We start from the raw sequence: 25,889 nt of genomic DNA, 5'->3' as shown, positions 1-25,889 counted from the left end.
CTACGATGGGCGTAGTAGCCCCGCTCCGCTGGAATCATCGCCGCGGACCGGGGTGACCACGAGAGATGCCGCCCGGCTAAGTAAGGTGCGCCTAACTGGCTAGCGGCCTACCACGCGACAAAGATGAAACTGTTGCGAGAGGAGTCCTGCCATGAGCACTGTGGACAGCTTCGGTTCCAAAGGCGTACTGAATGTAGCCGGCACCGATTATGAAATTTTCCGGTTGAACTCCGTAGAGGGCGCAGACAGCCTTCCGTTCAGCCTTAAGGTATTGCTTGAAAACCTCCTGCGGACTGAGGATGGCGCCAATATTACGGCGGACCATGTCCGCGCACTGGCCGGTTGGGATCCCAATGCGGAGCCCGACACGGAAATCCAGTTCACCCCCGCCCGCGTCATCATGCAGGACTTCACCGGCGTTCCCTGCGTTGTTGACCTCGCCACCATGCGCGAAGCAGTCAAGGAACTTGGCGGCGATCCCAAGCGCGTCAACCCCCTGGCGCCTGCAGAAATGGTCATCGACCACTCCGTCCAGATCGACGCCTTCGGTAACTCCGGCGCACTGGAGCGCAACATGGAGATCGAATACCAGCGCAATGGTGAGCGCTACCAGTTCCTTCGCTGGGGCCAGACCGCGTTCGATGACTTCAAGGTTGTCCCTCCGGGAACCGGCATCGTCCACCAGGTCAACATCGAATATCTGGCCCGCACCGTGATGACCCGCGAGGTTGACGGCGTTCTTCGTGCCTACCCCGACACCTGTGTGGGCACTGACTCACACACCACCATGGTCAACGGCCTGGGTATCCTGGGCTGGGGCGTCGGCGGCATCGAAGCCGAGGCAGCAATGCTCGGCCAGCCCGTCTCCATGCTGATTCCCCGCGTTGTGGGCTTCAAGCTCAAGGGCAGCATCCCGGCCGGTGCTACCGCCACCGACGTCGTCCTGACCATCACCGAAATGCTGCGCAAGCACGGTGTTGTAGGCAAGTTCGTTGAGTTCTACGGTGAAGGCGTGGCCGCTGTGCCGCTGGCCAACCGCGCCACCATCGGCAACATGAGCCCGGAATTCGGTTCCACGGCTGCCATGTTCCCCATCGATGACGTCACCTTGGACTACCTGCGCCTGACCGGTCGTTCCGAAGCGAACGTCGCCCTCGTGGAGGCGTACAGCAAGGAACAGGGCCTCTGGCACGATCCCTCCCGCGAACTGCGCTTCTCCGAGTTCCTCGAGCTGGACCTGTCCACGGTTGTTCCTTCCATCTCCGGCCCCAAGCGTCCCCAGGACCGCATTGAGCTCACCGATGCCAAGGAGCAGTTCCGCAAGGACATCCACAACTACGTCGCCATCGAAGACGGCAGCGTGGACGAGTCACTGGACGAATCGTTCCCGGCTTCGGATGCGCCGTCCTTCACTCATGCTGATTCGCACACCACGGAGACGGAGCGCGTTTACTCCGCCGCCAACGGTGCCCACGGCCGCCCGTCGTCGCCGGTCAAGGTCACAACAGCTGATGGCCGCGAGTTCGAGCTGGACCACGGTGCAGTGTCGATCGCTTCGATCACGTCCTGCACCAACACGTCCAACCCGTCCGTCATGCTGGCTGCTGCCCTCCTGGCACGCAACGCCGTGGACAAGGGCCTGACGTCCAAGCCGTGGGTCAAGACCTCTGTAGCCCCCGGCTCCAAGGTGGTCACCGACTACTACGAGAAGTCCGGCCTCACCCCGTACCTCGAGAAGCTTGGCTTCTACATTGTGGGTTACGGCTGCGCTACCTGCATCGGTAACTCCGGCCCGCTTGAGCCGGAAATCTCCGAGGCCATCCAGGCCAACGACCTCTCCGTCACCGCCGTCCTCTCCGGTAACCGCAACTTCGAAGGCCGCATCAACCCGGACGTGAAGATGAACTACCTGGCGTCGCCGCCGCTGGTCATCGCTTACGCCCTGGCAGGCACCATGGACTTCGACTTCGAGACCGATGCCCTGGGCACCGACTCCGAAGGCAACGAGGTCTTCCTCAAGGACATCTGGCCGAACCCCACCGAGGTGCAGGAAGTCATTGACTCCTCCATCGACGAGGCAATGTTCGCCAAGGGCTACGAGGGCGTCTTCGACGGCGACGACCGTTGGAAGGCCCTCGACACCCCGGCAGGCGACACCTTCGCCTGGGCCGAGGATTCCACCTACGTGCGGAAGCCCCCATACTTCGAGGGCATGAAGGCCCAGCCGGATCCCGTCAAGGACATCTCGGGCGCCCGCGTGCTCTTGAAGCTTGGCGATTCCGTCACCACGGACCACATCTCCCCGGCCGGATCTTTCAAGTCGGACACCCCCGCCGGCCAGTACCTTCTGGCCAACGGTGTGGAGCGTAAGGACTTCAACTCCTACGGCTCACGCCGTGGCAACCACGAAGTCATGATCCGCGGTACCTTCGCCAACATCCGCATCAAGAACCAGCTCCTGGACAACGTTGAGGGTGGCTTCACCCGCGACTTCAGCCAGGAAGGTGCACCGCAGGCCTACGTCTACGATGCCGCTCAGAACTACCAGGCTGCGGGAACGCCGTTGGTGGTCCTGGCAGGCAAGGAATACGGCTCCGGTTCATCACGTGACTGGGCAGCGAAGGGCACGGCGCTCCTTGGCGTCAAGGCAGTCGTCGCTGAAAGCTACGAGCGCATCCACCGCTCCAACCTGATCGGCATGGGCGTTCTTCCGCTGCAGTACCCGGCTGGAGAGTCCGCAGCAACGTTGGGCCTGACCGGTACGGAAACCTTCGCAGTGGAGGGTGTGACCGAACTGAACAACGGCACCACACCGAAGACCCTGAAGGTAACAGCCACGGCTGAGGATGGCACCAGCAAGTCCTTCGACGCCGTCCTGCGTATCGATACCCCGGGTGAAGCGGACTACTACCGCAACGGTGGCATCCTGCAGTACGTACTGCGCCAGATCTCCGCATAGTGGACCAGCTGGTTTCCAGCTGAATCCCACGCCAGACAGCCCCGGCCGGTCGCCTGACCAGCCGGGGCTGTTGCCGTCCCGGTCGCGATGCCACACAGGGCGCAAGCGTGGGGAAACACGCGGGCCCCGGGCACGCGCTAAAGTTAACAAGCACGTCATTCACCCTAAGGAGGGCCGTTGGGACTTTTGGAAACCGTCAAGGATCCACAGGACCTGGCCAAATTGTCCGGCACCGAGCTGGAACAACTGGCCGGCGAAATCAGGGAATTCCTGATCACCAACGTTGCCGCGACAGGTGGACATCTGGGCCCCAACCTGGGTGTCGTTGAACTCACCTTGGCCGTCCACCGGATTTTTGAGTCCCCGCGGGACAGTATTGTCTTCGATACCGGGCATCAGTCCTATGTGCACAAGCTGCTCACTGGCCGCCAGGACTTCAGCACCCTCCGCCAGCAGGGTGGGCTCTCCGGATATCCGGAGCGCGCGGAATCGGAGCATGACATTGTGGAGAGCTCCCACGCCTCATCCTCCCTGTCCTGGGCCGACGGCATTTCACGGGCCCGCCAGCTGACCGGCGAAGGTGACCGGTTCGTCGTCGCGGTGGTGGGCGATGGCGCACTCACCGGTGGCATGACGTGGGAAGCCATCAACAACATTGCCGCTGACAAGCGTCGCCGCGTGGTCATTGTGGTCAATGACAATGGCCGTTCCTACGCGCCCACGGTCGGCGGCTTCGCCGACTACCTTGCTTCGCTGCGCCCCACCATCGACTCCCTGCGCACCACCCCGGCGTATGAGCGGATGCTGGATTGGTGGAAGAAGAAGCTCCAGAACGGCGGACCCGCCGGGCAGTTCACTTATAAGAGCCTGCATGCCATGAAGAAGGGCATCAAGGACTGGTGGGCTCCCCAGGGCATGTTCGAGGACCTGGGTATGAAGTACATCGGTCCGGTGGACGGGCACAGCCTTCAGGCCATGGAGAATGCGCTGAACACCGCCAAGGCCTACGGAGGCCCGGTGATTGTGCACGCGATGACCGAGAAGGGCCACGGCTACGCCCCGGCCCTGGCCAACGAGGCAGACCAATTCCACGCCGTGGGAATCATCGACCCCGAAACGGGCGAGTCCACGGAGATGCCAGGCGCCAGGTCATGGACCTCGGTGTTCGCTGAGGAGATCGCGGACATCGCCGATGAGCGCGAGGACATCGTGGGCATTACAGGCGCCATGCTGATTCCCGTGGGCCTGCACAAGTTTGCCGAGCGCCACCCGGAACGCGTCATTGACGTCGGCATCGCAGAGCAGCACGCCCTCACGTCGGCTGCCGGCATGGCCTTTGGCGGCCTGCATCCCGTCGTGGCGGTGTATGCCACCTTCCTCAACCGGGCCTTTGACCAGCTCCTCATGGATGTGGCCCTGCATAAGGCCGGCGTCACGATTGTCCTGGACCGGGCCGGCGTCACCGGCCCGGACGGTCCCAGCCACCACGGCATGTGGGACATGGCCATGGTCCAGATCGTGCCGGGACTCCACCTGGCGGCCCCTCGTGATGCCACCAGGCTCCGCGAAGAACTGCGGGAGGCTGTCGCAATTTCCGACGCCCCCACGGTGGTGCGGTTCTCCAAGGGCAGCGTCGGCTCCGAGGTTGAAGCCATTGAGCGGCTTCACGACGGCGTTGACATCCTCGCCCGCCGACCCGACGGTTCCACCGAAAACGATGTCCTCATTGTCAGCGTCGGTGCCATGTCTGAGCTCGCGCTGGATGTAGCCGGCAGGCTGGGCGCCCAAGGCATCAGCTCCACCGTGGTGGACCCCCGCTGGGTCCTTCCTGTCCGCAAATCGATCATCGCCCTCGCTGCCCGCCATCGCCTGGTCATTTGCATTGAAGACGGCGTGCGTGCTGGTGGCGTTGGCTCCCGCATCCGGCAGGAAATGCGCGCTGCCGGGGTGGATACGGCACTCAATGAAGTCGGTTTGCCGGTTGAGTTCCTGGTCCACGGGTCCCGGAGCCAGGTCCTGGAGCGCGTTGGACTCACCGCCCAGAAGATAACGCACGACGTCGTAGCCCAGGTTTTGGGGACGAAGGTCCCCTTCGCGAGGCCCCTCCCGGGCCAGGAACACCCCACCACCGGCAGTCTGCCCACGTTGTGATGGACAACCGCGGGCCGGGTGCACTGCAGCCCGGCGACCTCGTTGTGTCGAGGAACAGGAAGTGGAACGGCAAGGCCCACTGGGTGGTGCCTGGCCGGTATCTTGGCGAAGATATTCACGGCTGGTGGATTTTCCAGGGCGCGGGGGAGTTCTGTTCCCGTCCCGGGGCAGCCTTCTACACAGCTTCGGACGCCGTTCTGTTGGTCCCGCGGACCGGCGGGTTCGTGGCGACCTTTTACGACGATACGTACCGGGCGACTTCCGGATCTACGTTGACCTTGCCACGTCCCACGACTGGAACACCATCAGGCCTGGTGTCACGGAGTTCCACATGATTGACATGGACCTGGACGTGATCCGCTCCACCCTGCATGGTGTGTTTGTTGACGATGAAGACGAGTTTGAGCAGCACCGGGTAGCCATGGGCTATCCGGACGAAACAGTGGCCGCTATGCGCGCGGAATGCGCAGCCCTCTTTGAGGCTGTAGCGGCCATGAAAGAACCTTTCGATGTCACTGGTGCCAGCACCAGCGCCGAATGGTTCAGGAAAGGACGGGCATGAGCGGCATTATTCGCACGTACAAGCGGGACGACGAAGGAGTACTTCACTTCCGGGAAGCCTGGTATGACGACGAGGACCAGCAGTTCGTGGTCAATCACGGTGTGGTGGGTCATCAGAGCGAAACCGACGAAACCGGCGTGGAGGACGAATCCTCGGTGGAGGGCCTGATGGGGGCATTCGCTGCGCAGTGCGAGGAAGACGGATACGCGGAGATTCCCGAATCGGAGCAGTTCTGGGTTGTTGCCCAGATTGCCCTCAAGACCAAGGATGGCACCGAGCGGGACCGCCATCTCGAACGGAAAGCCAAGGCAGCCCTGACAGGGGAACTGGCGTGGCGTGGATTGGGCATCGTGGACCGGTCCGAAATAGGCAATGGCCACCTGAACATCTTCTGCCTTTGCCCGGACGTTAATAAAGCCGTGAACGCCATCAAGATCTGTGTTCGTGGTGAGGACCTCGACTTCACCAAACTCACCATCGCCGCGGCGCCGCACAGCGAGCCCGATGCATTCCGGGTGAAGCACTCGCCCAAGCAGGGCGCGGGCTTTACTCTCTAAGTAGCACCCCAACGCACCAGGAGGGACTTCCATGGCGTCCAAGAGCAACTGGCCCGGACATACACCACTGCCCAAGGGGCTCGCTGCACCGGCGAGACGGGCTTTGGCGCACGAGGGAATTGAGACCCTGGAGCAGTTGGCGGAAGTCGGAGAGGCGAAAATCTCCAAGCTCCACGGCATGGGGCCGGTGGCCATCGCCCAGCTTGAGGACGCCATGGAGGAATCGGGAATCTCCTATAGCGGCGGCTAGGCTGATTTCATGACTGAATACCGACGCCTTGGCCATTCCGGATTGACCGTCTCAGCCGTTGGGCTGGGCTGCAACAATCTGGGGCGCGCCAATACACCTACCGAGTCCCAGGAGGGCACGGACGGCGTTGTCCATGCCGCGCTTGATGCCGGGGTGACCTTCTTTGACGTCGCCGATGTCTACGGTCGCGAGCCGGGCCTGAGCGAGGCCATGCTGGGCAAGGCGCTCAAGGGCCGGCGTGACGACGTTGTCATTGGCACCAAGTTCGGCATGGACATGAAGGGCGTCAACGGGAACGATTTCGGCGCCCGTGGTTCGCGCCGCTACATCGTGAAGGCCGTCGAAGCATCGCTCCGCCGACTGGATACCGAGTGGATCGATCTCTACCAGTTCCACACTCCTGATCCCCTGACACCCATCGAAGAGACGCTCGCAGCGTTGGATGATGTGGTGGCAAGTGGCAAGGTCCGCTACATCGGACATTCGAATTTCGCGGGCTGGCAGATCGCCGAAGCGGAGTATGTGGGGCGCCAGCTGGGGGGTGCACGCTTCATCTCGACGCAAAATCATTACAACCTGCTGGATCGCCGGGCTGAACTCGAAGTCCTTCCTGCCGCCGGGGCTTTCTCCCTGGGTGTGCTCCCGTATTTCCCGCTTGCCAACGGGCTGCTCACCGGAAAGTACTCTGCCGGAAAAGCGCCGGAGGGTACCCGCCTGAGCCACACGCGCACCAACCTGGTGCACGATGCCGACTGGGATCAGCTGGGTCGCTTTAGCCAGTTCGCCAAGGAACGGGACATCAGCGAATTGCAGCTGGCCTTCTCCTGGCTTGCCGCGCAGCCCGGCGTCGGCAGCGTCATCGCGGGCGCCACCCGTCCGGAGCAGATCCGCCAGAACGCCGAAGCCGTTTGCTGGGTTCCCACACCGGAAGACCGGGCCGAACTGGATGAGATCTTCCCGCGGGCTCCGAAAGTGGCACTTTTCTAGCCCTCTCTCACATAACAGCTCTTAAACCGGAGCGCTCTCTCACCTTGGTGAGAGAGCGCTCCGGTTTAGGCCGCGGGAGGTGAAAGAGGGACGGCCTTAGGCCGGTGCGGAGGCAATCCCCGGTGCCAGGAACCTCTTGCCGTTGACCCGCTCCGAAGCGCCCACGCGGTCCAGGTATGGAGTGATGCCTCCGAGGAACATCGGCCAGCCGGCGCCCATGATGACGCAAAGGTCGATGTCTTCCGGTCCGGCGACGACGCCCTCGGCGAGCATGAGCCCGATTTCCTCCGCCAGGGCATCCTGGGTGCGTCGAAGGACTTCGGCGCCAGTGGATGGGGTGTTGCCGAAGGACATGATGGCCAAGGTCTCAGCCGGGATGACAGGAGTTCCATCGGGGCCTGGCACCCACAGGGACTTTACTCCGTTGTCAATGAGCTTCTGCAGGTTCTGCGAGACAGGGAACCGGTCGCCGAACGCCGTGTGCAGGGACTCCTGCACATGCTGGGCGACCGGCAGGCCCACCATGGCCGCCAGGGTGAACGGTGACATCGGCAGCCCCATGGGACGCAGGGCACTGTCAGCGACGTCGGCCGGTGTTCCTTCGTCGAACGCTGCGATGACTTCACCCATGAGGCGGAGCAGGATGCGGTTGACCACAAAGGCTGCGGCATCCTTGACCAGCACGGCGGTCTTCTTGAGACCCTTGGCGAGTTCGAACGCGGTGGCCAGCACGGCGTCGTCCGTCCTGGGTGCCCGCACAATCTCCAGGAGCGGCATGACAGCCACCGGGTTGAAGAAGTGGAAGCCCACCAAGCGTTCCGGGTGCTTCAGGTCCTCGGCCATCGCAGTGACGGATAGTGAGGACGTGTTGGTGGCCAGGATACATTCGGGAGAAACAATCGCTTCAACCTCCGCGAAGACCTGCTTCTTGAGGTGCAGTTCTTCGAAAACGGCCTCGATGACGAAGTCGGCGTCGGCGAAGGCTTCTTTGGAGACGGAACCCGTAATGAGCGCTTTGGTCCTGTTGGCGGCGTCGGGCTTGATCCGCTTCTTCGCCAGCATCTTGTCCACTTCGGCATGGACGTAGGCGACGCCCTTGTCTACCCGTGCCTGATCGATGTCGGTCATGACGACGGGGACCTTCAGTTGCCGGGCGAACAGCAGGGCCAACTGGCTTGCCATGAGCCCTGCGCCTACAACGCCGATCTTGGTGACCGGGCGGGCAAGCTTGCGGTCAGGAGCGCCCGCAGGACGCTTTGAGCGCTTCTGGACGAGGTCCAGGAAAGCGTACACGGTGGAGCGGAACTCGTCGGTTTGCATGAGCCCTGCGAGGGTCTCGCACTCGAGCTCTGCCGATTCCGCCTGTGTCATGGTGCGGTTGGCTTCCATGACGTCCAGGACCTTTGCCGGGGCAGGGGAGGCATTGGAGGTCTTGGACTCTACAAAAGCCCGTCCAGCGGTGACTGCCGAAGCCCACCGCCCAGCGACAGCGTCGTCGGCGGCATCGACGGCGTTCTTCCGCTCAGGCGAGACGTCGCCGGAAATGACCCTTGCGGCCCATGCGAGCGACTGTTCCACGAAGTCGGCGGGTTCGAAGATGGCATCGGCCACTCCCAGGTCGAAGGCCTGCGGTCCAGTGAGTGTCCGGTTGTTGTTCAGGGGATTCTCGATCATCACCTTGACGGCGTTCTCGGGACCGATGAGGCGCGGCAGGATGTAGACGCCGCCCCAGCCCGGCACGAGGCCGATGAACGCTTCAGGGAGGGCCAAGGCGCCAGCACCGGTGGAGACGGTCCGGTACGTGGACTGCAGGGCGATTTCGAGTCCGCCGCCCAAGGCAAGGCCGTTGATGAAGGCGAAGCTTGGCACGCCAAGGTTTGCCAGGGTGCTGTAGACGGTGTGGCCAAGCTGTGCCATCCAGAGGCCGTGCTCGCGCTCCTTGAGCGTTTTGACGGCCGACAGGTCGGCACCGGCCACCAGGAAGTATGGCTTGCCTGTGACACCGACGCCTACGATTTCACCCCGTGAAGCACGTTCCTTGAGGTGGTCCAGGACGCCGCCCAGTTCAACCAGCGTGTTGGGGCCCAGCGTGGTGGGCTTGGAGTGGTCCAAGCCATTGTCCAAGGTGATCAGCGCGAAGGTTCCTGCGCCACCCGGCAGCTGAATGTCCTGCACGTAGGAGTGGGTGACCACTTCGTCAGGGAAAAGGGCGGCGAGCTTCTGGAATTCGGCGGCGCTCATGCGGCGGCTCCTTCGGTGGTGGCGGGGTCTGCAATGGAGGAAGCGTAGTCGGCGTGGTGCGGGTTCTCCCAGATCACTGTGGCGCCCATGCCCAGGCCGATGCACATAGTGGTGATGCCGTAGCGCACTGTGGGATCTTCCTCGAATTGCCGGGCGAGCTGGTTCATCAGGCGGACACCGGAGGAAGCAAGCGGATGTCCGACGGCGATCGCCCCGCCGTAGCGGTTGACGCGAGAGTCGTCGTCGGCGATGCCGAAGTGGTCCAGGAAGCTCAGTACCTGCACGGCAAAGGCCTCGTTGATCTCGAAGAGCCCGATGTCCTCGATTCCCAGTCCGGCGTTCTTGAGCGCCTTTTCCGTTGCCGGAACGGGGCCGATTCCCATTACCTCCGGTTCGACGCCGGCGAAGGCGTAGGAGACAAGGCGCATCTTGACTGAGAGTCCCAGCTCTTCAGCGGCTTCGGCCGAAGCGAGAACAGCGGCGGTGGCGCCGTCATTCAAGCCAGCTGCGTTTCCGGCAGTGACGCGGCCGTGGGCGCGGAAAGGGGTGCGCAGTTCGGCAAGGTCGTCCACCGTGGTTCCGGGGCGAGGGGGTTCGTCCGTGGTGTGGAGCGCCCAGCCCTGGCCGGGTTTCATGGTGGCCACGGGGACGAGGTCGTGCTGGATTTGCTCGTTGGAGTACGCTGCAGCGAGCTTGGCCTGTGAAGCGGCGGCATAGGCGTCCGTGCGGTCCTTGGTGATAGCCGGGAAACGGTCGTGCAGGTTTTCTGCCGTGTTGCCCATGTTCAGGGCAGCCGGGTCCACCAGCCGCTCGGACATGAACCGCGGATTGGGGTCGGCTCCAGCGCCCATGGGGTGGTTGCCCATGTGTTCCACTCCGCCTGCAATGACGACGTCGTAGGCACCAAAGCCGATGCCGCTCGCCGTCGTGGTTACGGCCGTCATGGCGCCTGCGCACATGCGGTCGATGGCGAACCCGGGAACGGTGCGTGGGAGGCCGGCCAACAATGCGGCGGTGCGCCCGATAGTGAGGCCTTGGTCGCCGGTCTGCGTGGTGGCGGCGATGGCTACCTCGTCCACGCGGTCCGCGGGCAGGGACGGGTTGCGCCGCATCAGTTCGCGGATGCACTTCACCACGAGGTCATCGGCCCTGGTACCCGCGTAGATTCCCTTGTCGCCGGCCTTGCCGAAGGGGGTGCGGACTCCGTCCACGAAAACGACGTCGCGGACAGTCCTCTGGGCACTGCGTGATGGACTCATGTATTAACTCCTCGTTGAGACATGGTGCCGGCCCGCGTCGCGGGTGCTCCGGTTGGCATTAACGCAATGTTACTCGCCGGTAACTTACGGTGCAAGGTGTGTCGGCCTCTTACCAACGGAACCGGGAGACGCGAAAGGCCCGCCGCCGCGAACCGTGGTTCGGGTGACGGGCCATTCAGCCTGGACAGGCTCAGTCGGAGTGCGTTGACTGTTGGTTTTCCTGTGGCTGTCGGCTGTCTTTCGCTTTGGATTCTTTGGCCGGAAGGGGTTTGGGGTTCAAGCAGGCCTCGGTGAGGATCGGTGCGGCGAAGGAGACCTGCCACTCGCGGGCCCCGAGCGCCCGCAGTTCAGCAGCTACCGTTTCCAGGGATACCTCAGCCGGCGGCCGCCAGGTAATGCGCCTCAGGAAGTCCGGTGTCAGCAGGTTCTCCACTGGCAGGTTGAGTTCGTCAGCCTTGGCCTGCAGTGCGGGCCGTGCGGTCGCCAAGCGGGCTGCAGCCTCCGGATCGCGGTCTACCCACACCCGCGGCGGCGGTGGAGCGTTGGTGGGCAGATGCAAGGGCGGAACGTCGGTCAGGGTGCGGGCGCTGGTGATGCATCGTAGCCAGCGCGGTGCCTCACGTTGGGCAGAGCGGCCGTGGAATCCCTTGGTGGCCAGCAGTTGGGGGACGGTGGTGGGCATGGCTTTCGCGGCGGCCACCAAGGCCGAATCAGGAATCAGGCGCCCAGGCGCCACATCGCGCTTACGTGCCAGCTGGTCGCGCTCCTGCCAGAGTTCGCGGACTGCTGCCAACTGGCGGCGGTCCCGGATTTGGTGCAGACCGGACGTCTTCCGCCAGGGATCCACGCGGGGCGGGGAAATGCCGGCGGCAAGGATGCCGGCGAATTCCTGTTCGGCGTACTCCAGCTTTCCGTCGGCCTCCAGCAGCTCGATGAGCTCTTCGCGCAATTCCGCAAGAACTTCGACGTCGAGCGCTGCGTACCGCAGCCATGGCTCGGGCAGTGGGCGGGTGGACCAGTCGGCTGCAGAGTGTTCCTTCGCCAGGCCGAATCCGAGGAGTTGCTCGATGACGGCTGCCAGGCCCACCCGGGGAAGTCCGGCAAGGCGGGCGGCAAGTTCGGTGTCGAACAGTTTGTCCGGCCACATGCCGAGCTCCGACAGGCATGGCAGGTCCTGCGTGGCCGCGTGCAGGATCCATTCGACGCCCCGGAGTGCCTCGTTGATGATGTCCAGGTTGTCGAAAGGCTCGGGGTCGATCAGCCAGGTTCCCGCTCCTTCGCGGCGGATCTGCACCAGGAAGGCGCGTTGGCCGTAACGGAAGCCGGAGGCGCGCTCTGCGTCCACCCCGGCCGGTCCTGTTCCGGCGGCGATGGCGGCGGCGCACCGTTCAAGTCCGGCGGGAGTATCGATGACCAGGGGGACGCCTTCGCGCGGCGTGTCGAGATCGATGACTTCGGGGACGTGGCTGTCAAAGCCGTCTACCTTGATGTGGGTGGTGGGATCAGCAACCGGATCGCCGGCTGTGGTTTTATCCAGATTTTCAGGGGTCATGGTGGCTTAAGCTTACCGATTCACGCCGGGGTCTCGCCGGGACGCAGTACTGACCGTGTAGCAGCCGCCTTGGGCGACGTGTCATCAGTGGTCAATTCAGCCTCCTGTTGGGAAGTCCTGTAACGCCCGGGGGAAGGGGAGGGAGCCCGGCGAAAGTACAGACCATGTCAGACCAGGCCTCCAAGTGCGCCTGGACGTCAGCGCCGGCGGGGGTCCATGAAGCGCGAAGCTCAATGTCTATGGTGTCCGGGCGTTCGGCAAGTGTGCCGAAGCTTTCGGAAAGGATCCTTGTTGCCGTTCCGCCAGCCGCACGATACGGGGCTGCATGGTTCTCCAAGGCGTCCACCAACCACGTCCAGGCGACGGAGCCCAACATGGAGTCGTTGCCCATCTCAGCGTCCATTTGGGCCCGGATGTAGGTGACAATCCGGAACTCACCTTCCCACACCGGTGAACCATCGGGATCGTAGAGGAGGATAAACCGGCCCGTGGCCAGTTCGTCGTCGTCCTCGCTGGCCGGCGTGTTCGCCTGGCTCGCTGCGAAGGCCTTGGCCGCCAGCCCGTGGACGGGTACGCGGCGCGTAGCCGCAGTGGGGCTGAAGACTTCCGCACCCAAAGCCACGGCATACGGTGCCAGCCGGGCGGGCGCGGGGATCTCGTCAAGCCGCAATTCACTGCGGCATTGGGCTTTTCGTAGTGTTCCCAAGGCGACGAGAAAGTCCGAGGGAACCTGTGCGAGGGCGTTCACCCTCGCAGGTTATGCTTCCGGGGCGGCGATTCCCGGCAGGCTCGCCGCCCCGGATGCGCGGGGTTACAGGGAGGCCAGCTCCCGCTTGATACCCGCAACGAAAGCGTCGATGTCTTCCTCCGTGGTGTCAAAGGAGCACATCCACCGGACCTCGCCCCTGGCGGCGTCCCAATCGTAGAAGGCGAAGCTCTTGCGCAGGCGGTCGGCAACGCCGGCCGGGAGGATGGCGAAGACGCCGTTGGACTGCGTCGCCTGGGTGGGCTCCACGCCGTCGATCGCTTCAACGGCCGTCCGCAGGCGGGCTGCCATGGCGTTGGCGTGGGCGGCGGACCGCAACCACAGGCCGTCCTCCAAAAGAGCGATGAACTGGGCTGAGATGAAGCGCATCTTCGAGGCGAGCTGCATGTTCATCTTGCGCAGGAATTTCAGTCCGTCAGCGGCCTCCGGGTTCAGTGCCACTACGACTTCACCGAAAAGAAGGCCGTTTTTGGTGCCGCCGAAGGACAGGATGTCCACGCCGGCGTCGCGGGTGAAAGCCCGGAGGGGGACATCCAGGTGCGCGGCAGCGTTCGCCAGCCTGGCGCCATCCATGTGAAGCTTCATGCCCTTGGAATGGGCGTGGTCAGCGATGGCCCGCACTTCTTCCGGGGTGTAGCAGGTACCGAGTTCAGTGGTCTGGGTAATGGAGACCACCAAGGGCTGGGCCCGGTGCTCGTCACCCCAGCCCCACGCTTCCCGATCAATCAGCTCAGGAGTGAGCTTGCCGTCCTCGGTAGGAACCTGGAGGAGCTTGATCCCGCCCACCCGTTCGGGTGCACCGTTCTCATCCATGTTGATGTGCGCGGTGGAGGCGCAGATCACCGCTCCCCACCGGGGAAGGAGAGATTGCAGGGCAAGGACGTTGGCTCCTGTGCCGTTGAAGACCGGGAAAGTCTCGATGCCCGGGCCGAACTGCGCCTCCAGCACCTCCTGCAGCCGTGCGGTGTACACATCCTCGCCGTAGGAGACCTGGTGCCCGCCATTGGCGGTTGCCAGTGCTGCAAGGATCTCCGGGTGCACGCCGGAGTAGTTGTCGGAGGCAAATCCACGAACCGATGGGTCATGGAGTTGGCTGTTCCCAGCCATCCCGTTGGCGTTGTTGACGCGGTGGATGGCCTCTGTTGTGCTCGTCACTTGTTCATTCACGCTTTCAAGTCTATTTGGCAAGCAGGATGCGCTGGCCGTTGAGGTTTGCAGCCGGTTCTTCGAACAACCCGACGACGGCGGCCGCCAGGTCCTCGACGTCCGTGTAGCCGGGAAACCGCCTGTCCGGATGTGCGGCACGCATGGCAGAGTCCACCAGGGCCTTGACCACGAAGATGACGGCTGCGCTGTGTTGGTCTTCTGACTGATTCTGTTGGTCCGGCCGACCGTCCGCCTGCGCACGGCGGAACCCATCGGCCACTGCAAGGGTCCAGGCTTCAGCGGCGGCCTTTGCCGCGGCGTAACTGGCGGCAGCAGCAGTGGGGGCTGACGCGGTGGTGGAGGAGATCATCGCGAGGCGGCCCTGCGGGGATGCCTCGAGCTGGCTGTAGAACACGCGGGAAACGTTGCGCAGGGTAGTGATCGCGCCCCGTTCCATGGCATCCCAATCCTCATCGGATTGGTCTTCGATGCCTTTCGCGCCGCGCCAACCGCCCACCAAGTGGATGACTCCGTCCACTGTTTCCACGCCGCGGCCGGAGAGCCCGTCCGCGAGGTCGCGAACAGCATCATACGAGGCGAGATCACACACAAGGGGGATCACTCCGTTGCCGGCTTCATTTGCCGCTGCCCGGATCCGGACGTCGTCCGAGCCCACAGTGAAAACCCGGTGACCGGCGGCCCCCAAAGCCCGCGCCGCAGCAATGCCGGACGCGCTGCTGCCGCCGGTCACAAGGATGGTCAGCGTTGGCATCAGGCCGCCGTCGCGCCGGTGATGCCTGTGGTGGATTCGATGACCGGGCGCATTTTCTTCTCCAGTGCTTCGTAGAACATGGACAGCGGGAATTCGTCGTCAAGGACCTGGTCGGTGAGCCCGCGGGGAGGGCCGTCCAGTGGCAGGGCATCCGGACCCTTGGCCCACACAGACGCCGGGTGGGCGGTCACCGTGCCGGAAATGAGCTCGTACGCGGCCAACCAGTGGGCGGCCTTCGGGCGGTCAATGGAGCGCCAGTAGAGTTCTTCGATCCGGGCACCGAGTTCAACCACCACTGCAGCGGCATCTTCCCAGTCAATGGAGAGCTTGCTGTCCGTCCAGTGAAGGACGTGGTGCTGGTGCATCCACGCGAACAACAGTTGGCCGCCAAGTCCGTCATAGTTGCGGACGCGGCTGCCGGTGATCGCGAACCGGAAGATCCGGTCAAAAATCACCGCATACTGAACGAGCTTTGCGTGCTTCCTGGCGTCAGGATCGGCGTTCTCGTCCTTTTCGATGAGGACGGACTCGCGGAAGGCGGTCAAATCGCAGCGCAACTCTTCCAGCGAGTAGAGGAAGAACGGCATGCGCTGTTTGATCATGAACGGATCAAAAGGCAGATCGCCACGCATGTGGGTGCGGTCATGGATGAGGTCCCACATGACGAACGTGCGCTGGGTGAGTTCCTGATCCTCGATCAACTGGGCTGCATCTGCGGGAAGTTCCAAGGACGTGGTCGCTGCTGCTGCTTTGAGGACGCGGCGGAAGCGTGCGGCTTCACGGTCGGCGAAGATGGCGCCCCAGGTGAAGGTGGGAGTCTCACGCACAGCAACGGTTTCGGGGAAGAGCACCGCGGAGTTGGTGTCGTACCCGGGAGTGAAATCGATGAAGCGGATGGGGACGAAGAGCTTGTTGGAGTATTCGCCTGCTTCGAGGCCGCCAATGAACTCCGGCCAGATGACCTCGATCAATACGGCTTCGACCAGCCTGTTGGTGCTGCCGTTCTGCGTGTACATGGGGAAGACCACCAGGTGTTGGAGGCCGTCAACGCGCAGTTCCTGGGGCTGGAACGCCTGCAGGGAATCCAGGAAATCCGGTACGCCAAAGCCGCCCTGTACCCAGCGGCCAAAGTCCTCCACCAGCAACTCCAGGTAGCGGGCGTCGTGGGGGAACAGGGGAGCCAAAGCTGTGATGGCCTCGCAGATCGTTGCTACGAGCGTTGTTGCCTCGCCGTGGACAGAGGGATCGGCGATGGAGCCGTCCTGTTCCTGGTGTGCTTGGAGTGCTGTGGCCGCGGCCTTCAGCGATGTCCACTCGGCGTTGTCAGCGGTGACACGCGGGAGGGTGGAGGTGGCGATGGTTGTCATGGAGCTCGGCCCTTTCCGAAGTAGTGATTGCTTCTGGGCCGAGCGTAGCAAGCGAAAAGCATTGCTAATTGAAAAAAGTCTCGAGCATAAGCAACTCTTGCTCTTCTGGTGTTCCTGCACAGTTCGAGATCCAGCGCCCCACACTTCTGCCGGAGAACAGCTCCGGACGGACCCGACCTATGGCCGGCCCGTCCGGACCCGTCAGCTCTCTTCCGGGTTGACCAGGCGGAGCGAGATGGAGTTGATGCAGAACCGCTGGTCCGTGGGCGTGCCGTAGCCCTCGCCCTCGAAAAGGTGCCCCAAATGCGAATCGCAAGTGGCGCAACGGACCTCCACCCGGTCCATTCCCATGGTGCGGTCATGAAGATAGCGGACCGTGCCTTCAGCCAAGGGAGCCCAGAACGATGGCCAGCCGCAATGGGAATCGAACTTTTCCTTGCTGGTAAACAGTTGGGTTCCACAAGCACGGCACTGGTAGACGCCCTCCGTGTGGGTATCCCAATACTCGCCGGTGTATGGCCGCTCAGTACCCGCCTGCCGCAGAACGCGGTATTCCTCGGGGGTCAACTCCTCACGCCACTGGGCATCGCTCTTCTCCACGGGAGCATCCACAGGCTCAGAAGTTGTCTTGCTGGTGTTCTCAGGGGTGTTCATGTCTTGTGCAACGCTCACGAGTCGCCGATAAATCCCGAACCTGCGTACAGGTGCAGTACCGGAAGCCCCAATTGATCCTGCGCTTTGTTGGCCCAGTCGGTGTGGAACGTATCGGCGATGGCATGGGGGCGCGTGACCACTACGGCCTGCGCAGCATCGAGTGCGCGCACCTTGGACACCAAGCCGGCCACGGCACCGCCGTCGACGACTTCACCCGTGACGCCGCCACCCAAGCCGGCCAAAGCCGCCAGGGAGGCAGACAAGGTCTCTGACGCTTCAGCACGCTCCGCCGCCGGATCCGGTGACTGAGCCGTCAGTTCGCGGAACGCCTTGGCAATATCCAGCAACGACAGATTCTCCAGAAAGTCCACCAGGAGATGTCGCTCGGTATTGGCGGGGACCAGGACAACAAGGGGCGCGTCGCCGCCGTCCACCAGTTTGGCGATGTTAACGCGGTCGTCGGGGCCAAGGGGCTCTTCAGTCAGGATAACTATGGGATCACTCATGGCTACAGCGTAGTCCCGCGCAACCCGGGTCCGCAGGCTTTTGGCAACGAATCAGGGCACAGGTGCGCCGCGCGGCCCGCACCTGCACCAGGCAATGCCGGGGAGCGGCAACAATGGAAGCATGGCATCGACACACCGGTCAGCGAGCGACGCTGCAGAGAACAAAATGTCCCTCCGCACCAAATGGGCCATCGGCGGCTTCCTGGCGGGCGGCACCCTCGCCGGCCTGCTGGGCGCCGGGTCCTCTGCGCTCGCCGTCTATTTTGCCCGGCGCGTCATCACCCCGGCCGCCCGTCACGAGGACCAGGAGGTCCTCGCCGTCATCAGGGACGACAAGGGACTCCAGGTCATCCTCGCAGCTACCCCGGACACCACCATCGATGGCGTGTTCAGCCTGTTCTTCGCCGGTGGCCAAGGACACGCGCGGATCGGCCGGATCGTGTCCTACTCCCCGGCTGAGCAGACCGTCCTCCGAGAGGTTGAAGAGGTCTACAGCGGCAATCTGGCAGAGGCCCGCCGCGGCTGGTGGAGCGGCGCTACGTACCCGGACCCGTCATCGATCGGCCTTGCGGCCGAGGATGTGGAGATAGAGGTCGACGGCGGGCCGGCGCCGGCGTGGTTGGTCCGCGCCGACGCTTCTGCTCCGGCTCCGGTCTGGGCAATCATGGTGCACGGGCGTGGCGCCACACGTCTTGAGGGCCTCCGGGCTGTGCGTACGGCGCGGAGCCTGGGACTGGACAGCCTGCTCATTTCCTACCGCAACGACGGCTTGGCCCCTTCAGCCCTCGATGGGCGCTACGGTCTGGGATCCACCGAATGGCGGGACGTGGAGGCTGCCATTGATTACGCCTTGGAGCATGGGGCGGAGGAGATCGTGCTGTTCGGGTGGTCCATGGGTGGAGCGATCAGCCTGCAGACAGCCGATCTTTCCAGGCACCGCCACCTCATCCGGGCCTTGGTGCTGGATGCCCCCGTCATCAACTGGGTCAATGTCATGGCACACCATGCCCAAATGAACAGGATTCCCTACACTGTGGGGCGTTATGGGCAGTTGATGCTGGGGCATCCGCTGGGGCGCAGGCTGACCGGCCTCGCGGCTCCCGTTGACCTCAAGACCATGGATTGGGAAGCCCGCGCCATTGAGCTGCGGACTCCCACGCTGTTGATCCACAGCGTCGACGACGACTACGTTCCGTTCGGGCCGTCCGCCAGCCTCGCCGAGAAAAACCCGGAAATGGTGACCTTTGAGCCCTTTAACGGGGCACGGCACACCAAGGAATGGAACGTGGACCCTGAACGGTGGGAACGCGTGGTGTACGCATGGCTGCAGCGACAGTTGGCTCCCCGGAACAACCCGGGACAGGCGGCGGCTGCCGGGCCAGTGGATGGTGCAGAATCAGCGGGCGGTGCGTCTGGCCGGACTGGCTAGGACAGCGCCTGGTGTCAGGCCCTGGCCGCCGGGGAGGTCCCGATGGCCGCAACGGCGGCTTTGGTCAGCCGGATGAGGTCAGCGGGAGCAAGCTCGATGTCCAATCCGCGGCGGCCCCCGGAAACGAGGATGGCGTCAAAGCCCAGCGCTGATTCGTCCAGGACCGTGGGGGAGGGCTGTCGCTGCCCAAGGGGGGATATACCGCCCAGCACATAACCAGTGCGGCGCTCAGCGGCCTGGGGATCGGCCATGGCCGCTTTCTTGGCTCCCAATGCTGCAGCAATGGATTTAAGGTCCAGATTGCCGGACACAGGGACAACGGCCACGGCCAGGCGGCCTTCGACCTCCACCACGAGTGTCTTGAAGACCCTCTCCGGCTCGATGCCCAGGACCTCTGCGGCCTCCATCCCATAACTGGCTGCCGCCGGATCATGGGCGTAGGGATGAAGCACAAAAGGAACGCCGGCCGCAGCAAGAGCTGCAGTTGCCGGCGTTCCTTGTGAAGCCATCTTCTTCGCCATACCGTGTGGTGACGCCTTTCAGTGCCCTGCGGACTCAGTGATCCAGCCGGCTGGCGGCTGCAACTTTGCGCTTGATGCGGCCGAGCATGGCAGTCATTCCCCGCATTCGCAGGGGAGTGATGGCCCGTGTCAGGCCCAACAATTCGGGCATGTCGTCCGGAACAGCAAGGATCTCTTCGGCGGTAAGGCCGTCGAGGCCTTCATGCAGGACGCCGGCGAAACCGCGCGTGGTCGGAGCCTCCTGGGGAGCCTTGAAGAAGAGCCGGTACTTACGGGCACCGTCAGGTTCCTTCTCCGACTCGATCGTGAGGAACAGCGGGGACTGGCATTCCACAACCTGCTCCAGCAACTCAGGGTGGTCCTTCAAGCGCTCCGGAAGCTCCGGAAGGCCCCTGGAGAACTCAAGCAGGAGTTGCAGGCGGTCAGGCTCCGTCAGTGCCTGGAAGTCATCGACGATTTCCGCCAGCGCGGTGGGCAAAGTGTACGTACTCATCTCTTCCAGCTTACGCACAACCGCGGCGATTGCGCTGTGTATGCCGCAACACTACGGCGCCCTCCGGACGGTGGCGGATTCACGCAAAGACTAGTTGCGTGCGAAGGCGGCCGGTACGGAACCGCGCTCTGCACCCTTGACGATGGGAACGCGTACGGCATTGCCCCACTCTGTCCAGGAGCCGTCGTAGTTGCGCACGGTATCGAAGCCCAGCAGGTACTTGAGCGCAAACCAGGTGTGGCTTGAGCGTTCGCCGATCCGGCAGTAGGCCACGACGTCGTCGCCGGCTGCGAGCCCGGCCTCACCCAGATACAGGGCTTCGAGTTCTTCGCGGCTGCGGTAGGTACCGTCTTCTGCAGCGGCCCGGGCCCACGGAATGGATGCGGCCGTGGGGATGTGGCCGCCACGGAGTGCGCCCTCTTCGGGGTAGGCGGGCATGTGGGTGCGCTGTCCCGTGTATTCCTCGGGGGAGCGGACGTCGATCAGGGGGTTTCCCAGGTGCGCCAGGACATCTTCCTTGAACGCGCGGATGGGAGCGTCGTTGCGCTCTACTTCCGGGTATTCGCCGACGACGGGCTGTGACGTTTCGGTGGTCAGCTCGCGGCCTTCGGCAATCCACTTGTCGCGGCCGCCATCCAGGAGGCGGACGTCTTCATGGCCGAAGAGAGTGAAAACCCAGAGGGCGTAGGCAGCCCACCAGTTGGACTTGTCGCCGTAGATGACAACGGTGCTGTCCCGGGAGATTCCCTTTGATGACGCGAGGGCAGCGAAGGCAGCGCCGTCGACGTAGTCGCGGGTGACCTCATCGTTCAAGTCGGTGTGCCAGTCGATCTTCACGGCTCCCGGGATGTGGCCGGTTTCGTACAGGAGGACGTCCTCATCGGACTCAACCACTACCAGTTTGCCGTCGGCGATAGCGCCGTCGGCAAGCGCGGATGCAAGCCATTCGGTGGAGACAAGGCGTTCGGGGTTCGCGTATGACGCAAACTTTTCGTTCTGTTCAACGGGGTAGGACATGGTGATGGCCTTTCACTGACAACGGACGGGAGCCAGGCCGTGGGAGGTGGTGCAGATGCCAGCCCGGCTGCTCCCAACACTAACCACGGGGCGCCGTGAATGCTTCCCTGCGGTCACACGGTGAAACATGGGCTTGGTCACGTGTCCCGCCGGGGCCGCCCGATGCCGGTATTCTTGCTGGGGACCTAATACCGAAGGAACGGACCACCGTGGTACAGATCGAACAACTGGCTGCCCGCACGCCGGCAGTCTCCGTGGAGGAACTCCTCAAGGGTTTCTACCCCTCTCCGCGATTCGGAGAGGTATCGTTCGACAGCTACCGTCCCGACCCTTCGCAGCCGAGCCAGGCCAATGCCGTGAAGCTCCTCTCGGCCTTCGCGGACGGGGTGGGATCCGAAGACAACGGGGGCTTGTTCAAGAAGCTCTTTGCCAAGAAGGCGCCGGCCACCAGGGCCGGAATATACCTTGACGGCGGCTTTGGCGTCGGTAAGACCCACCTCCTGGCCTCGTTGTGGCACAGATCGCCGGGACCCAAGGCCTTCGGTACGTTCGTGGAATACACCAACCTGGTGGGTGCGCTCTCATTCCGGAAGACCGTAGAGGCTCTGAGCAGCTACAAGCTGGTCTGCATCGACGAATTTGAACTCGATGATCCCGGCGATACCGTGTTGATGTCCCGCCTGATGCGTGAACTGGCCGACGCCGGCGTCAAGCTGGCTGCCACGTCCAACACCCTTCCCGGCTCGCTGGGCGAGGGCCGCTTTGCTGCCGTCGATTTCCAACGCGAGATTCAGGTTCTCGCGGACCAGTTCGACGTTGTCAGGATCGACGGCGAGGACTTCCGGCACCGTGGATTGCCCGCTGCCCCGGCGCCGCTGAAGACCGAAGAGCTCAAGCACCGTATGAAGGCCGAATTCCCGGGCAAGACCGTGGCGGTGGATGACTTCCGCACGCTGGTCAATCACCTGGCCGCGGTTCACCCCAGCCGTTACCGTCAACTCATCTCCGGCGTCGAAGCTGTGGTGTGGAGCGACGTCGAAACCATCACGGAGCAGGCAGTAGCCCTCCGCTTCGTAGTGCTGGCGGACAGGCTTTATGACAAGGATGTGCCCATCCTGGCCAGTGGCGTCCCCTTCGACAAACTCTTTACCGAAGAAATGATGACCGGCGGTTACACCAAGAAGTACTTCCGTGCGGTCTCCAGGCTGACTGCCCTTGCCCGTGAGGCCCAAAACCACGAGCCCGCCTGATTCACGCTTTCTGAACAGGCTCGCGGCTCTTGAGCATCCAGCGCACCAGGATGCCTCCGGCCAGCGCCCAGAACGCAGCGCCAACCCCGGCAAAGCTGAGGCCTGATGCTGCCAGCAGGAAAGTGATGCAGGCCGGAATGCGTTCCTCCGCCACAGCCAGCGCTGAGGAGATGGAGGCAGCCAGAGTCCCGAGTAATGCGAGGCCGGCGACGGCTTCCAGGAGACCTGAAGGGGCTGCGGCCACCAACGTCACCAGTGCCGCGGAAGCCGCGGCCAGGACAAGGTAGGCCAGGCCGGAAACGAACGCCGCGATCCAACGCCTGCCGTGGTCCTTGCCTGCTTCCTCTCCCGCGGCCAGTGCTGCACTGAGCGCGGCGAGGTTGATCGCGTGGCCGCCGAACGGTGCACCGGCGATAGTGCCCGCGCCGGTGACCAGCATCGAGGGGCGCCACGGTGTGGTGTACCCGAACGATTTCAAGACCGCGACACCGGGAATGTTCTGCGACGCCATGGTGACGATGAACAAAGGCAATGCCAGCCCTACGGCAGCTTCCAGGGTAAAAGCCGGAGTTGTCCACTCCAGCCTTGGCACGAGGCTGTGAAGGGGCACCTGGACGCCGTTGGAGGCTATGTGGATCCCGATGACGGCGAGGGCAACCAGCAGCGATGCCGGGACCGACCAACGTGGTGCGAACTTCATCAGCAGCACCCAACACAGGATCACCGGAGCAATGAGCAGCGGGGCCGAACCCAGTGACTTGAAGGGCGCCAGGCACAGGGGGAGCAGGACGCCGGCAAGCATGGCTTGCGCCAGCGCCGTAGGGATCCTGGCCATAAGGCGCCCCAACACCGGCAACAATCCCGTCAGGACGATCAGTACCCCAACCATCAGGAATGCGCCAACGGCAGCCGGCCATCCGCCGTCGACCATTCCAGCGGAGGCAAGCAGCGCGGCCCCGGGCGTGGACCACGCGAGCGTGACCGGCATCCTGGACCGCCAGGACAGCCACAGGATCCCGAGGCCGAAGGTCAGGGTGAGCGCCAGGAGCCCGCTGGATGCCTGGGCCTGGTTGGCCCCCACTGCTTGAAGGCCCGCCAGGACTACGGCGAACGATGAAGTGAAACCAACCAACGCTGTCACAATGCCTGCGGTGATCGGTGGGCCCAGTGTCTCCCGGCTGGAACGGTGGTGAGTGGTGGGCGGGGAGACGGAACGCATGAAGTCCAACGTACCCGACCAGCAGGGGGTGGCCGTCACCTGATGTGCTGCTCATCAGCCCGCAGAGGCTCTAGCCGTTAAACGCCAAGGGCACCGGTGGCGCCTCTCGGCGGGACCGGTGCCCCCTTGACGTATCTGGTACGGCGGCTCAGGCAGCTATGGCTGCTTCGGCTCATCCGTGACGGGAGCCTGTCCAGGCTGACCGTCGTTCTTGGCCACGAAGTCGGAAGCGGCATTCTGGACTTTGTCGACGTGACCGGCATACTTGCCGCCCGTCTTGTTGTCCACAAAATCCCCGGCCTTTTCGATGCCATTCTTGATGGCTTCTTCGTTGCCTTGAATGAGACCCTGAGCCTTGCCCTTCAGGTCGTCAATTAAACCCACGGGCACCTCCCTTCCATCGCGGAGCCAGTTCGCTCCTCCGCGTCCGACCCTAACACCACTTGCCAGAGGTGCCAAGGGTTGCGGACGGGGCTGTGGACAAACTACGCCAAAGGCTTACTTTCCACCTTGTGGCGGGGGCTGTCCGGGTTCATGAGTGAGTGCTTGCGACCGTACGCGAAGTAGATCACCAGGCCGATGACCAGCCACACTCCAAACCGGGCCCAGGTTTCCCAATGCAGTTGGAACATCAGGAACGCGGAGGCCAGGACACCGAAGGCAGGGACGATCGGCATGAGCGGCAACCGGAACGTCCTCGGAGCGTTGGGCTTGGTGTAGCGGAAGACAATCACCGAAACGCAGACCACGACGAAGGCGGCCAGGATACCGATGTTGGTGAGGTCGGCTACTTCCTTGATGGGGAAAACGCCGGCGAGGAAGGCCGAAGCAACACCGGCGATCCACGTCACGCGCTGTGGCGTGCCGTGCCGGTCCGTCTTGGCGAACCAACCGGGCAGCAGGCCGTCGCGGCTCATGGAGAACCACACGCGGGTGACGCCCAACAGGAAGGTCAGCATGACGGTCAGGATGGAAAGTACCGCGAATACCGAGATGATGGTGGCAATGACCGGCAGTCCAACCCCCTGGAACGCCGAGGCGAAGCCGGCCGTGGGGTTGATGTCTTTGTAGTTCTGCATACCGGTCAGGACCAGCGTGGCCGCTACGTAGAGGAGCATGGCGATGATCAAGGACAAGATGATGGCCTTGGGCATGTGCTTCTTGCCGTCCTTAGCCTCTTCGGCCGCTGTGCTCATGGCGTCATAGCCGAAGACTGCGAAGAAGACGGTTGCGGCGCCGGCGATGACCGGACCGAAGCCGCTGGGCATGAACGGGTTGTAGTTCTCGGCGTTGACGTAGAAAATGCCGAGTCCGATGATGAACAGGATCAGGATGACCTTGATGGCCACCGCTACAAGCTCGAACCGGCCAAAGGCCTTGGTTCCACGGCTCAGGATCCACGTGACCAAAAGGCAGACCAGGATCGCCGGGAGGTTGATGATGCCGCCCTTGCCCTCGTCGGCAGTGGACGTCATCCAGGTTGGCATGTGGATTCCGATGCCGGAGAGGAACGCATCGAAGTAGCCCGAAATGCCGATGGCCACCACGGCCACGATCGCGATGTATTCCAGCAGCAGATCCCAGCCGATGAACCAGCCAATGATCTCTCCGAGGGCCACGTAGCCATAGGTGTAAGCCGAGCCGGCGCGGGGGATCATTCCAGCGAATTCGGCGTAGGAAAGCGCGGCGGCGCCGGACGCCAGGCCGGCGATCAGGAAGGAAATCAGTACTGCAGGCCCTACGCCCGGAGTTCCCTCGCTCCCGTGGGCTACAAGGCCGGCGAGGGAGAAGATCCCGACGCCGATAATTCCGCCGACGCCGATGGCCGTCAGCTGCCAGAGGCCGAGACTTTTGAAGAGTCCGCTGTGCTTGTTTTCTTCCTCAATGTCGTCGATCGGCTTGCGCCTCAGGACGGACTTGGAAGCCGTCTGTTGATTCATGGGGGTACTCCTGCCAGTTGGCGTGGAACGGTGATGAGCTCGCAGTACATTATGCGAGCCGAATCACATTAGATAAAGCGACTTCTTCTGAGGGGTATCAGTTACTTCGAGTAATGAATCGAATATTTGCTGAAATTGGGCACAAAAAAAGCAGCTCCGGGGAGCTGCTTTTCCTTTTGGAGCGGACGACGAGATTCGAACTCGCGACATCCACCTTGGCAAGGTGGTGCTCTACCAGCTGAGCTACGTCCGCACATGTTGTCTGCCGGGCTGCTGCCTGGCCGTCAACAA

At 63.3% G+C, this 25,889-nt stretch carries 22 protein-coding genes, 1 tRNA gene and 1 pseudogene; 8 read left to right on the top strand and 16 right to left on the bottom strand.

Annotation, left to right across the window (positions count from 1 at the left end; translation table 11 throughout):
• Nucleotides 1-151 precede the first annotated feature (151 nt).
• The 6 genes and pseudogenes from acnA to ACIQLI_RS06940 all read left to right on the top strand — a co-directional run bounded on the left by acnA (nucleotide 152) and on the right by ACIQLI_RS06940 (nucleotide 7,466).
• Nucleotides 152-2,959 (top strand): aconitate hydratase AcnA, encoded by a 2,808-nt coding sequence (gene acnA / locus ACIQLI_RS06965; protein WP_354225595.1) that lies wholly within the window; start codon nucleotides 152-154, stop codon nucleotides 2,957-2,959.
• A 177-nt stretch (nucleotides 2,960-3,136) separates the two neighbouring features.
• The gene (gene dxs / locus ACIQLI_RS06960; protein WP_400386496.1) at nucleotides 3,137-5,110 is read left to right on the top strand and encodes a 1-deoxy-D-xylulose-5-phosphate synthase; all 1,974 of its coding nucleotides are present in this window, start codon (nucleotides 3,137-3,139) and stop codon (nucleotides 5,108-5,110) included.
• Nucleotides 5,107-5,672, top strand: a pseudogene (locus ACIQLI_RS06955) (DUF402 domain-containing protein). Before dxs ends, ACIQLI_RS06955 begins: the two are co-directional and overlap by 4 nt.
• Nucleotides 5,669-6,229 (top strand): hypothetical protein, encoded by a 561-nt coding sequence (locus ACIQLI_RS06950; protein ID WP_400386494.1) that lies wholly within the window; start codon nucleotides 5,669-5,671, stop codon nucleotides 6,227-6,229. The pseudogene ACIQLI_RS06955 and the gene ACIQLI_RS06950 overlap by 4 nt, the downstream one beginning before the upstream one ends.
• A gap of 31 nt (nucleotides 6,230-6,260) precedes the next feature.
• Nucleotides 6,261-6,479 (top strand): hypothetical protein, encoded by a 219-nt coding sequence (locus ACIQLI_RS06945; RefSeq protein ID WP_354225601.1) that lies wholly within the window; start codon nucleotides 6,261-6,263, stop codon nucleotides 6,477-6,479.
• A 9-nt stretch (nucleotides 6,480-6,488) separates the two neighbouring features.
• Nucleotides 6,489-7,466 carry an aldo/keto reductase gene (locus tag ACIQLI_RS06940; RefSeq protein ID WP_400386491.1) on the top strand — a complete coding sequence of 326 codons (978 nt, stop codon included), beginning with the start codon at nucleotides 6,489-6,491 and terminating at the stop codon, nucleotides 7,464-7,466.
• A gap of 96 nt (nucleotides 7,467-7,562) precedes the next feature.
• Here the strand turns inward: ACIQLI_RS06940 and ACIQLI_RS06935 are convergent, their stop codons facing one another.
• From ACIQLI_RS06935 to ACIQLI_RS06895, 9 genes are all read right to left on the bottom strand, one after another.
• A complete protein-coding gene (locus ACIQLI_RS06935; RefSeq protein ID WP_400386488.1) occupies nucleotides 7,563-9,707 on the bottom strand; it encodes a 3-hydroxyacyl-CoA dehydrogenase NAD-binding domain-containing protein in 2,145 nt (714 codons plus the stop codon).
• Nucleotides 9,704-10,966 (bottom strand): thiolase family protein, encoded by a 1,263-nt coding sequence (locus tag ACIQLI_RS06930; protein WP_400386486.1) that lies wholly within the window; start codon nucleotides 10,964-10,966, stop codon nucleotides 9,704-9,706. The genes ACIQLI_RS06935 and ACIQLI_RS06930 overlap by 4 nt, the downstream gene beginning before the upstream one ends.
• Nucleotides 10,967-11,156: 190 nt before the next feature.
• A complete protein-coding gene (locus ACIQLI_RS06925) occupies nucleotides 11,157-12,518 on the bottom strand; it encodes an HRDC domain-containing protein (protein WP_400386483.1) in 1,362 nt (453 codons plus the stop codon).
• 91 nt (nucleotides 12,519-12,609) lie between these two features.
• Nucleotides 12,610-13,266 carry a DUF3000 domain-containing protein gene (locus ACIQLI_RS06920; protein ID WP_400386480.1) on the bottom strand — a complete coding sequence of 219 codons (657 nt, stop codon included), beginning with the start codon at nucleotides 13,264-13,266 and terminating at the stop codon, nucleotides 12,610-12,612.
• A 63-nt stretch (nucleotides 13,267-13,329) separates the two neighbouring features.
• Nucleotides 13,330-14,391 carry a low specificity L-threonine aldolase gene (locus ACIQLI_RS06915; RefSeq protein ID WP_354227211.1) on the bottom strand — a complete coding sequence of 354 codons (1,062 nt, stop codon included), beginning with the start codon at nucleotides 14,389-14,391 and terminating at the stop codon, nucleotides 13,330-13,332.
• Nucleotides 14,392-14,461: 70 nt separating this feature from the next.
• Nucleotides 14,462-15,202 (bottom strand): SDR family NAD(P)-dependent oxidoreductase, encoded by a 741-nt coding sequence (locus ACIQLI_RS06910; protein ID WP_354225611.1) that lies wholly within the window; start codon nucleotides 15,200-15,202, stop codon nucleotides 14,462-14,464.
• Nucleotides 15,202-16,569, bottom strand: coding sequence for a DUF6421 family protein (locus ACIQLI_RS06905; RefSeq protein ID WP_354225613.1), 1,368 nt, complete (start codon nucleotides 16,567-16,569; stop codon nucleotides 15,202-15,204). The genes ACIQLI_RS06910 and ACIQLI_RS06905 overlap by 1 nt, the downstream gene beginning before the upstream one ends.
• 201 nt (nucleotides 16,570-16,770) lie before the next feature.
• Nucleotides 16,771-17,223, bottom strand: a complete 453-nt coding sequence (msrB, locus tag ACIQLI_RS06900; protein WP_400386769.1) for a peptide-methionine (R)-S-oxide reductase MsrB — start codon at nucleotides 17,221-17,223, stop codon at nucleotides 16,771-16,773.
• A 14-nt stretch (nucleotides 17,224-17,237) separates the two neighbouring features.
• Nucleotides 17,238-17,729: a hypothetical protein gene (locus ACIQLI_RS06895; protein ID WP_089597334.1), complete on the bottom strand. Its 492-nt coding sequence runs from the start codon at nucleotides 17,727-17,729 to the stop codon at nucleotides 17,238-17,240.
• 121 nt (nucleotides 17,730-17,850) lie between these two features.
• Here ACIQLI_RS06895 and ACIQLI_RS06890 point away from each other — a divergent pair, with 121 nt between their 5' ends.
• Entirely contained in the window at nucleotides 17,851-19,158 is a 1,308-nt protein-coding gene (locus ACIQLI_RS06890; protein ID WP_400386476.1) for an alpha/beta hydrolase family protein, read from the top strand.
• 14 nt (nucleotides 19,159-19,172) lie between these two features.
• Here ACIQLI_RS06890 and ybaK read toward each other — a convergent pair whose 3' ends face one another.
• The 3 genes from ybaK to ACIQLI_RS06875 form a co-directional block, all read right to left on the bottom strand.
• Nucleotides 19,173-19,679 (bottom strand): Cys-tRNA(Pro) deacylase, encoded by a 507-nt coding sequence (gene ybaK, locus ACIQLI_RS06885; RefSeq protein ID WP_400386473.1) that lies wholly within the window; start codon nucleotides 19,677-19,679, stop codon nucleotides 19,173-19,175.
• Nucleotides 19,680-19,713: 34 nt separating this feature from the next.
• Nucleotides 19,714-20,172 (bottom strand): SufE family protein, encoded by a 459-nt coding sequence (locus tag ACIQLI_RS06880; protein WP_400386470.1) that lies wholly within the window; start codon nucleotides 20,170-20,172, stop codon nucleotides 19,714-19,716.
• A 90-nt stretch (nucleotides 20,173-20,262) separates the two neighbouring features.
• Nucleotides 20,263-21,189 (bottom strand): sulfurtransferase, encoded by a 927-nt coding sequence (locus tag ACIQLI_RS06875; protein WP_354225622.1) that lies wholly within the window; start codon nucleotides 21,187-21,189, stop codon nucleotides 20,263-20,265.
• Between the two features lie 209 nt (nucleotides 21,190-21,398).
• Between ACIQLI_RS06875 and zapE the strand changes: the two genes are divergently transcribed.
• Nucleotides 21,399-22,439, top strand: coding sequence for a cell division protein ZapE (zapE, locus tag ACIQLI_RS06870; RefSeq protein WP_400386467.1), 1,041 nt, complete (start codon nucleotides 21,399-21,401; stop codon nucleotides 22,437-22,439).
• 1 nt (nucleotide 22,440) lies between these two features.
• Here zapE and ACIQLI_RS06865 read toward each other — a convergent pair whose 3' ends face one another.
• The 4 genes from ACIQLI_RS06865 to ACIQLI_RS06850 form a co-directional block, all read right to left on the bottom strand.
• Entirely contained in the window at nucleotides 22,441-23,658 is a 1,218-nt protein-coding gene (locus ACIQLI_RS06865) for a benzoate/H(+) symporter BenE family transporter (RefSeq protein ID WP_400386464.1), read from the bottom strand.
• Between the two features lie 156 nt (nucleotides 23,659-23,814).
• The gene (locus ACIQLI_RS06860) at nucleotides 23,815-24,048 is read right to left on the bottom strand and encodes an antitoxin (protein ID WP_089594572.1); all 234 of its coding nucleotides are present in this window, start codon (nucleotides 24,046-24,048) and stop codon (nucleotides 23,815-23,817) included.
• Nucleotides 24,049-24,143: 95 nt separating this feature from the next.
• Nucleotides 24,144-25,598 (bottom strand): amino acid permease, encoded by a 1,455-nt coding sequence (locus ACIQLI_RS06855; RefSeq protein WP_400386460.1) that lies wholly within the window; start codon nucleotides 25,596-25,598, stop codon nucleotides 24,144-24,146.
• Nucleotides 25,599-25,775: 177 nt separating this feature from the next.
• A tRNA-Gly gene (locus ACIQLI_RS06850) sits at nucleotides 25,776-25,851 on the bottom strand.
• Nucleotides 25,852-25,889 lie beyond the last annotated feature (38 nt).

Source organism: Paenarthrobacter sp. NPDC091669, from assembly GCF_044756725.1.
Taxonomy (GTDB): Bacteria; Actinomycetota; Actinomycetes; order Actinomycetales; family Micrococcaceae; genus Arthrobacter; species Arthrobacter bambusae_C.
The sequence above is the reverse complement of the archived record's forward strand: the minus strand, read 5'-3'. Positions and strand labels throughout refer to the sequence as shown.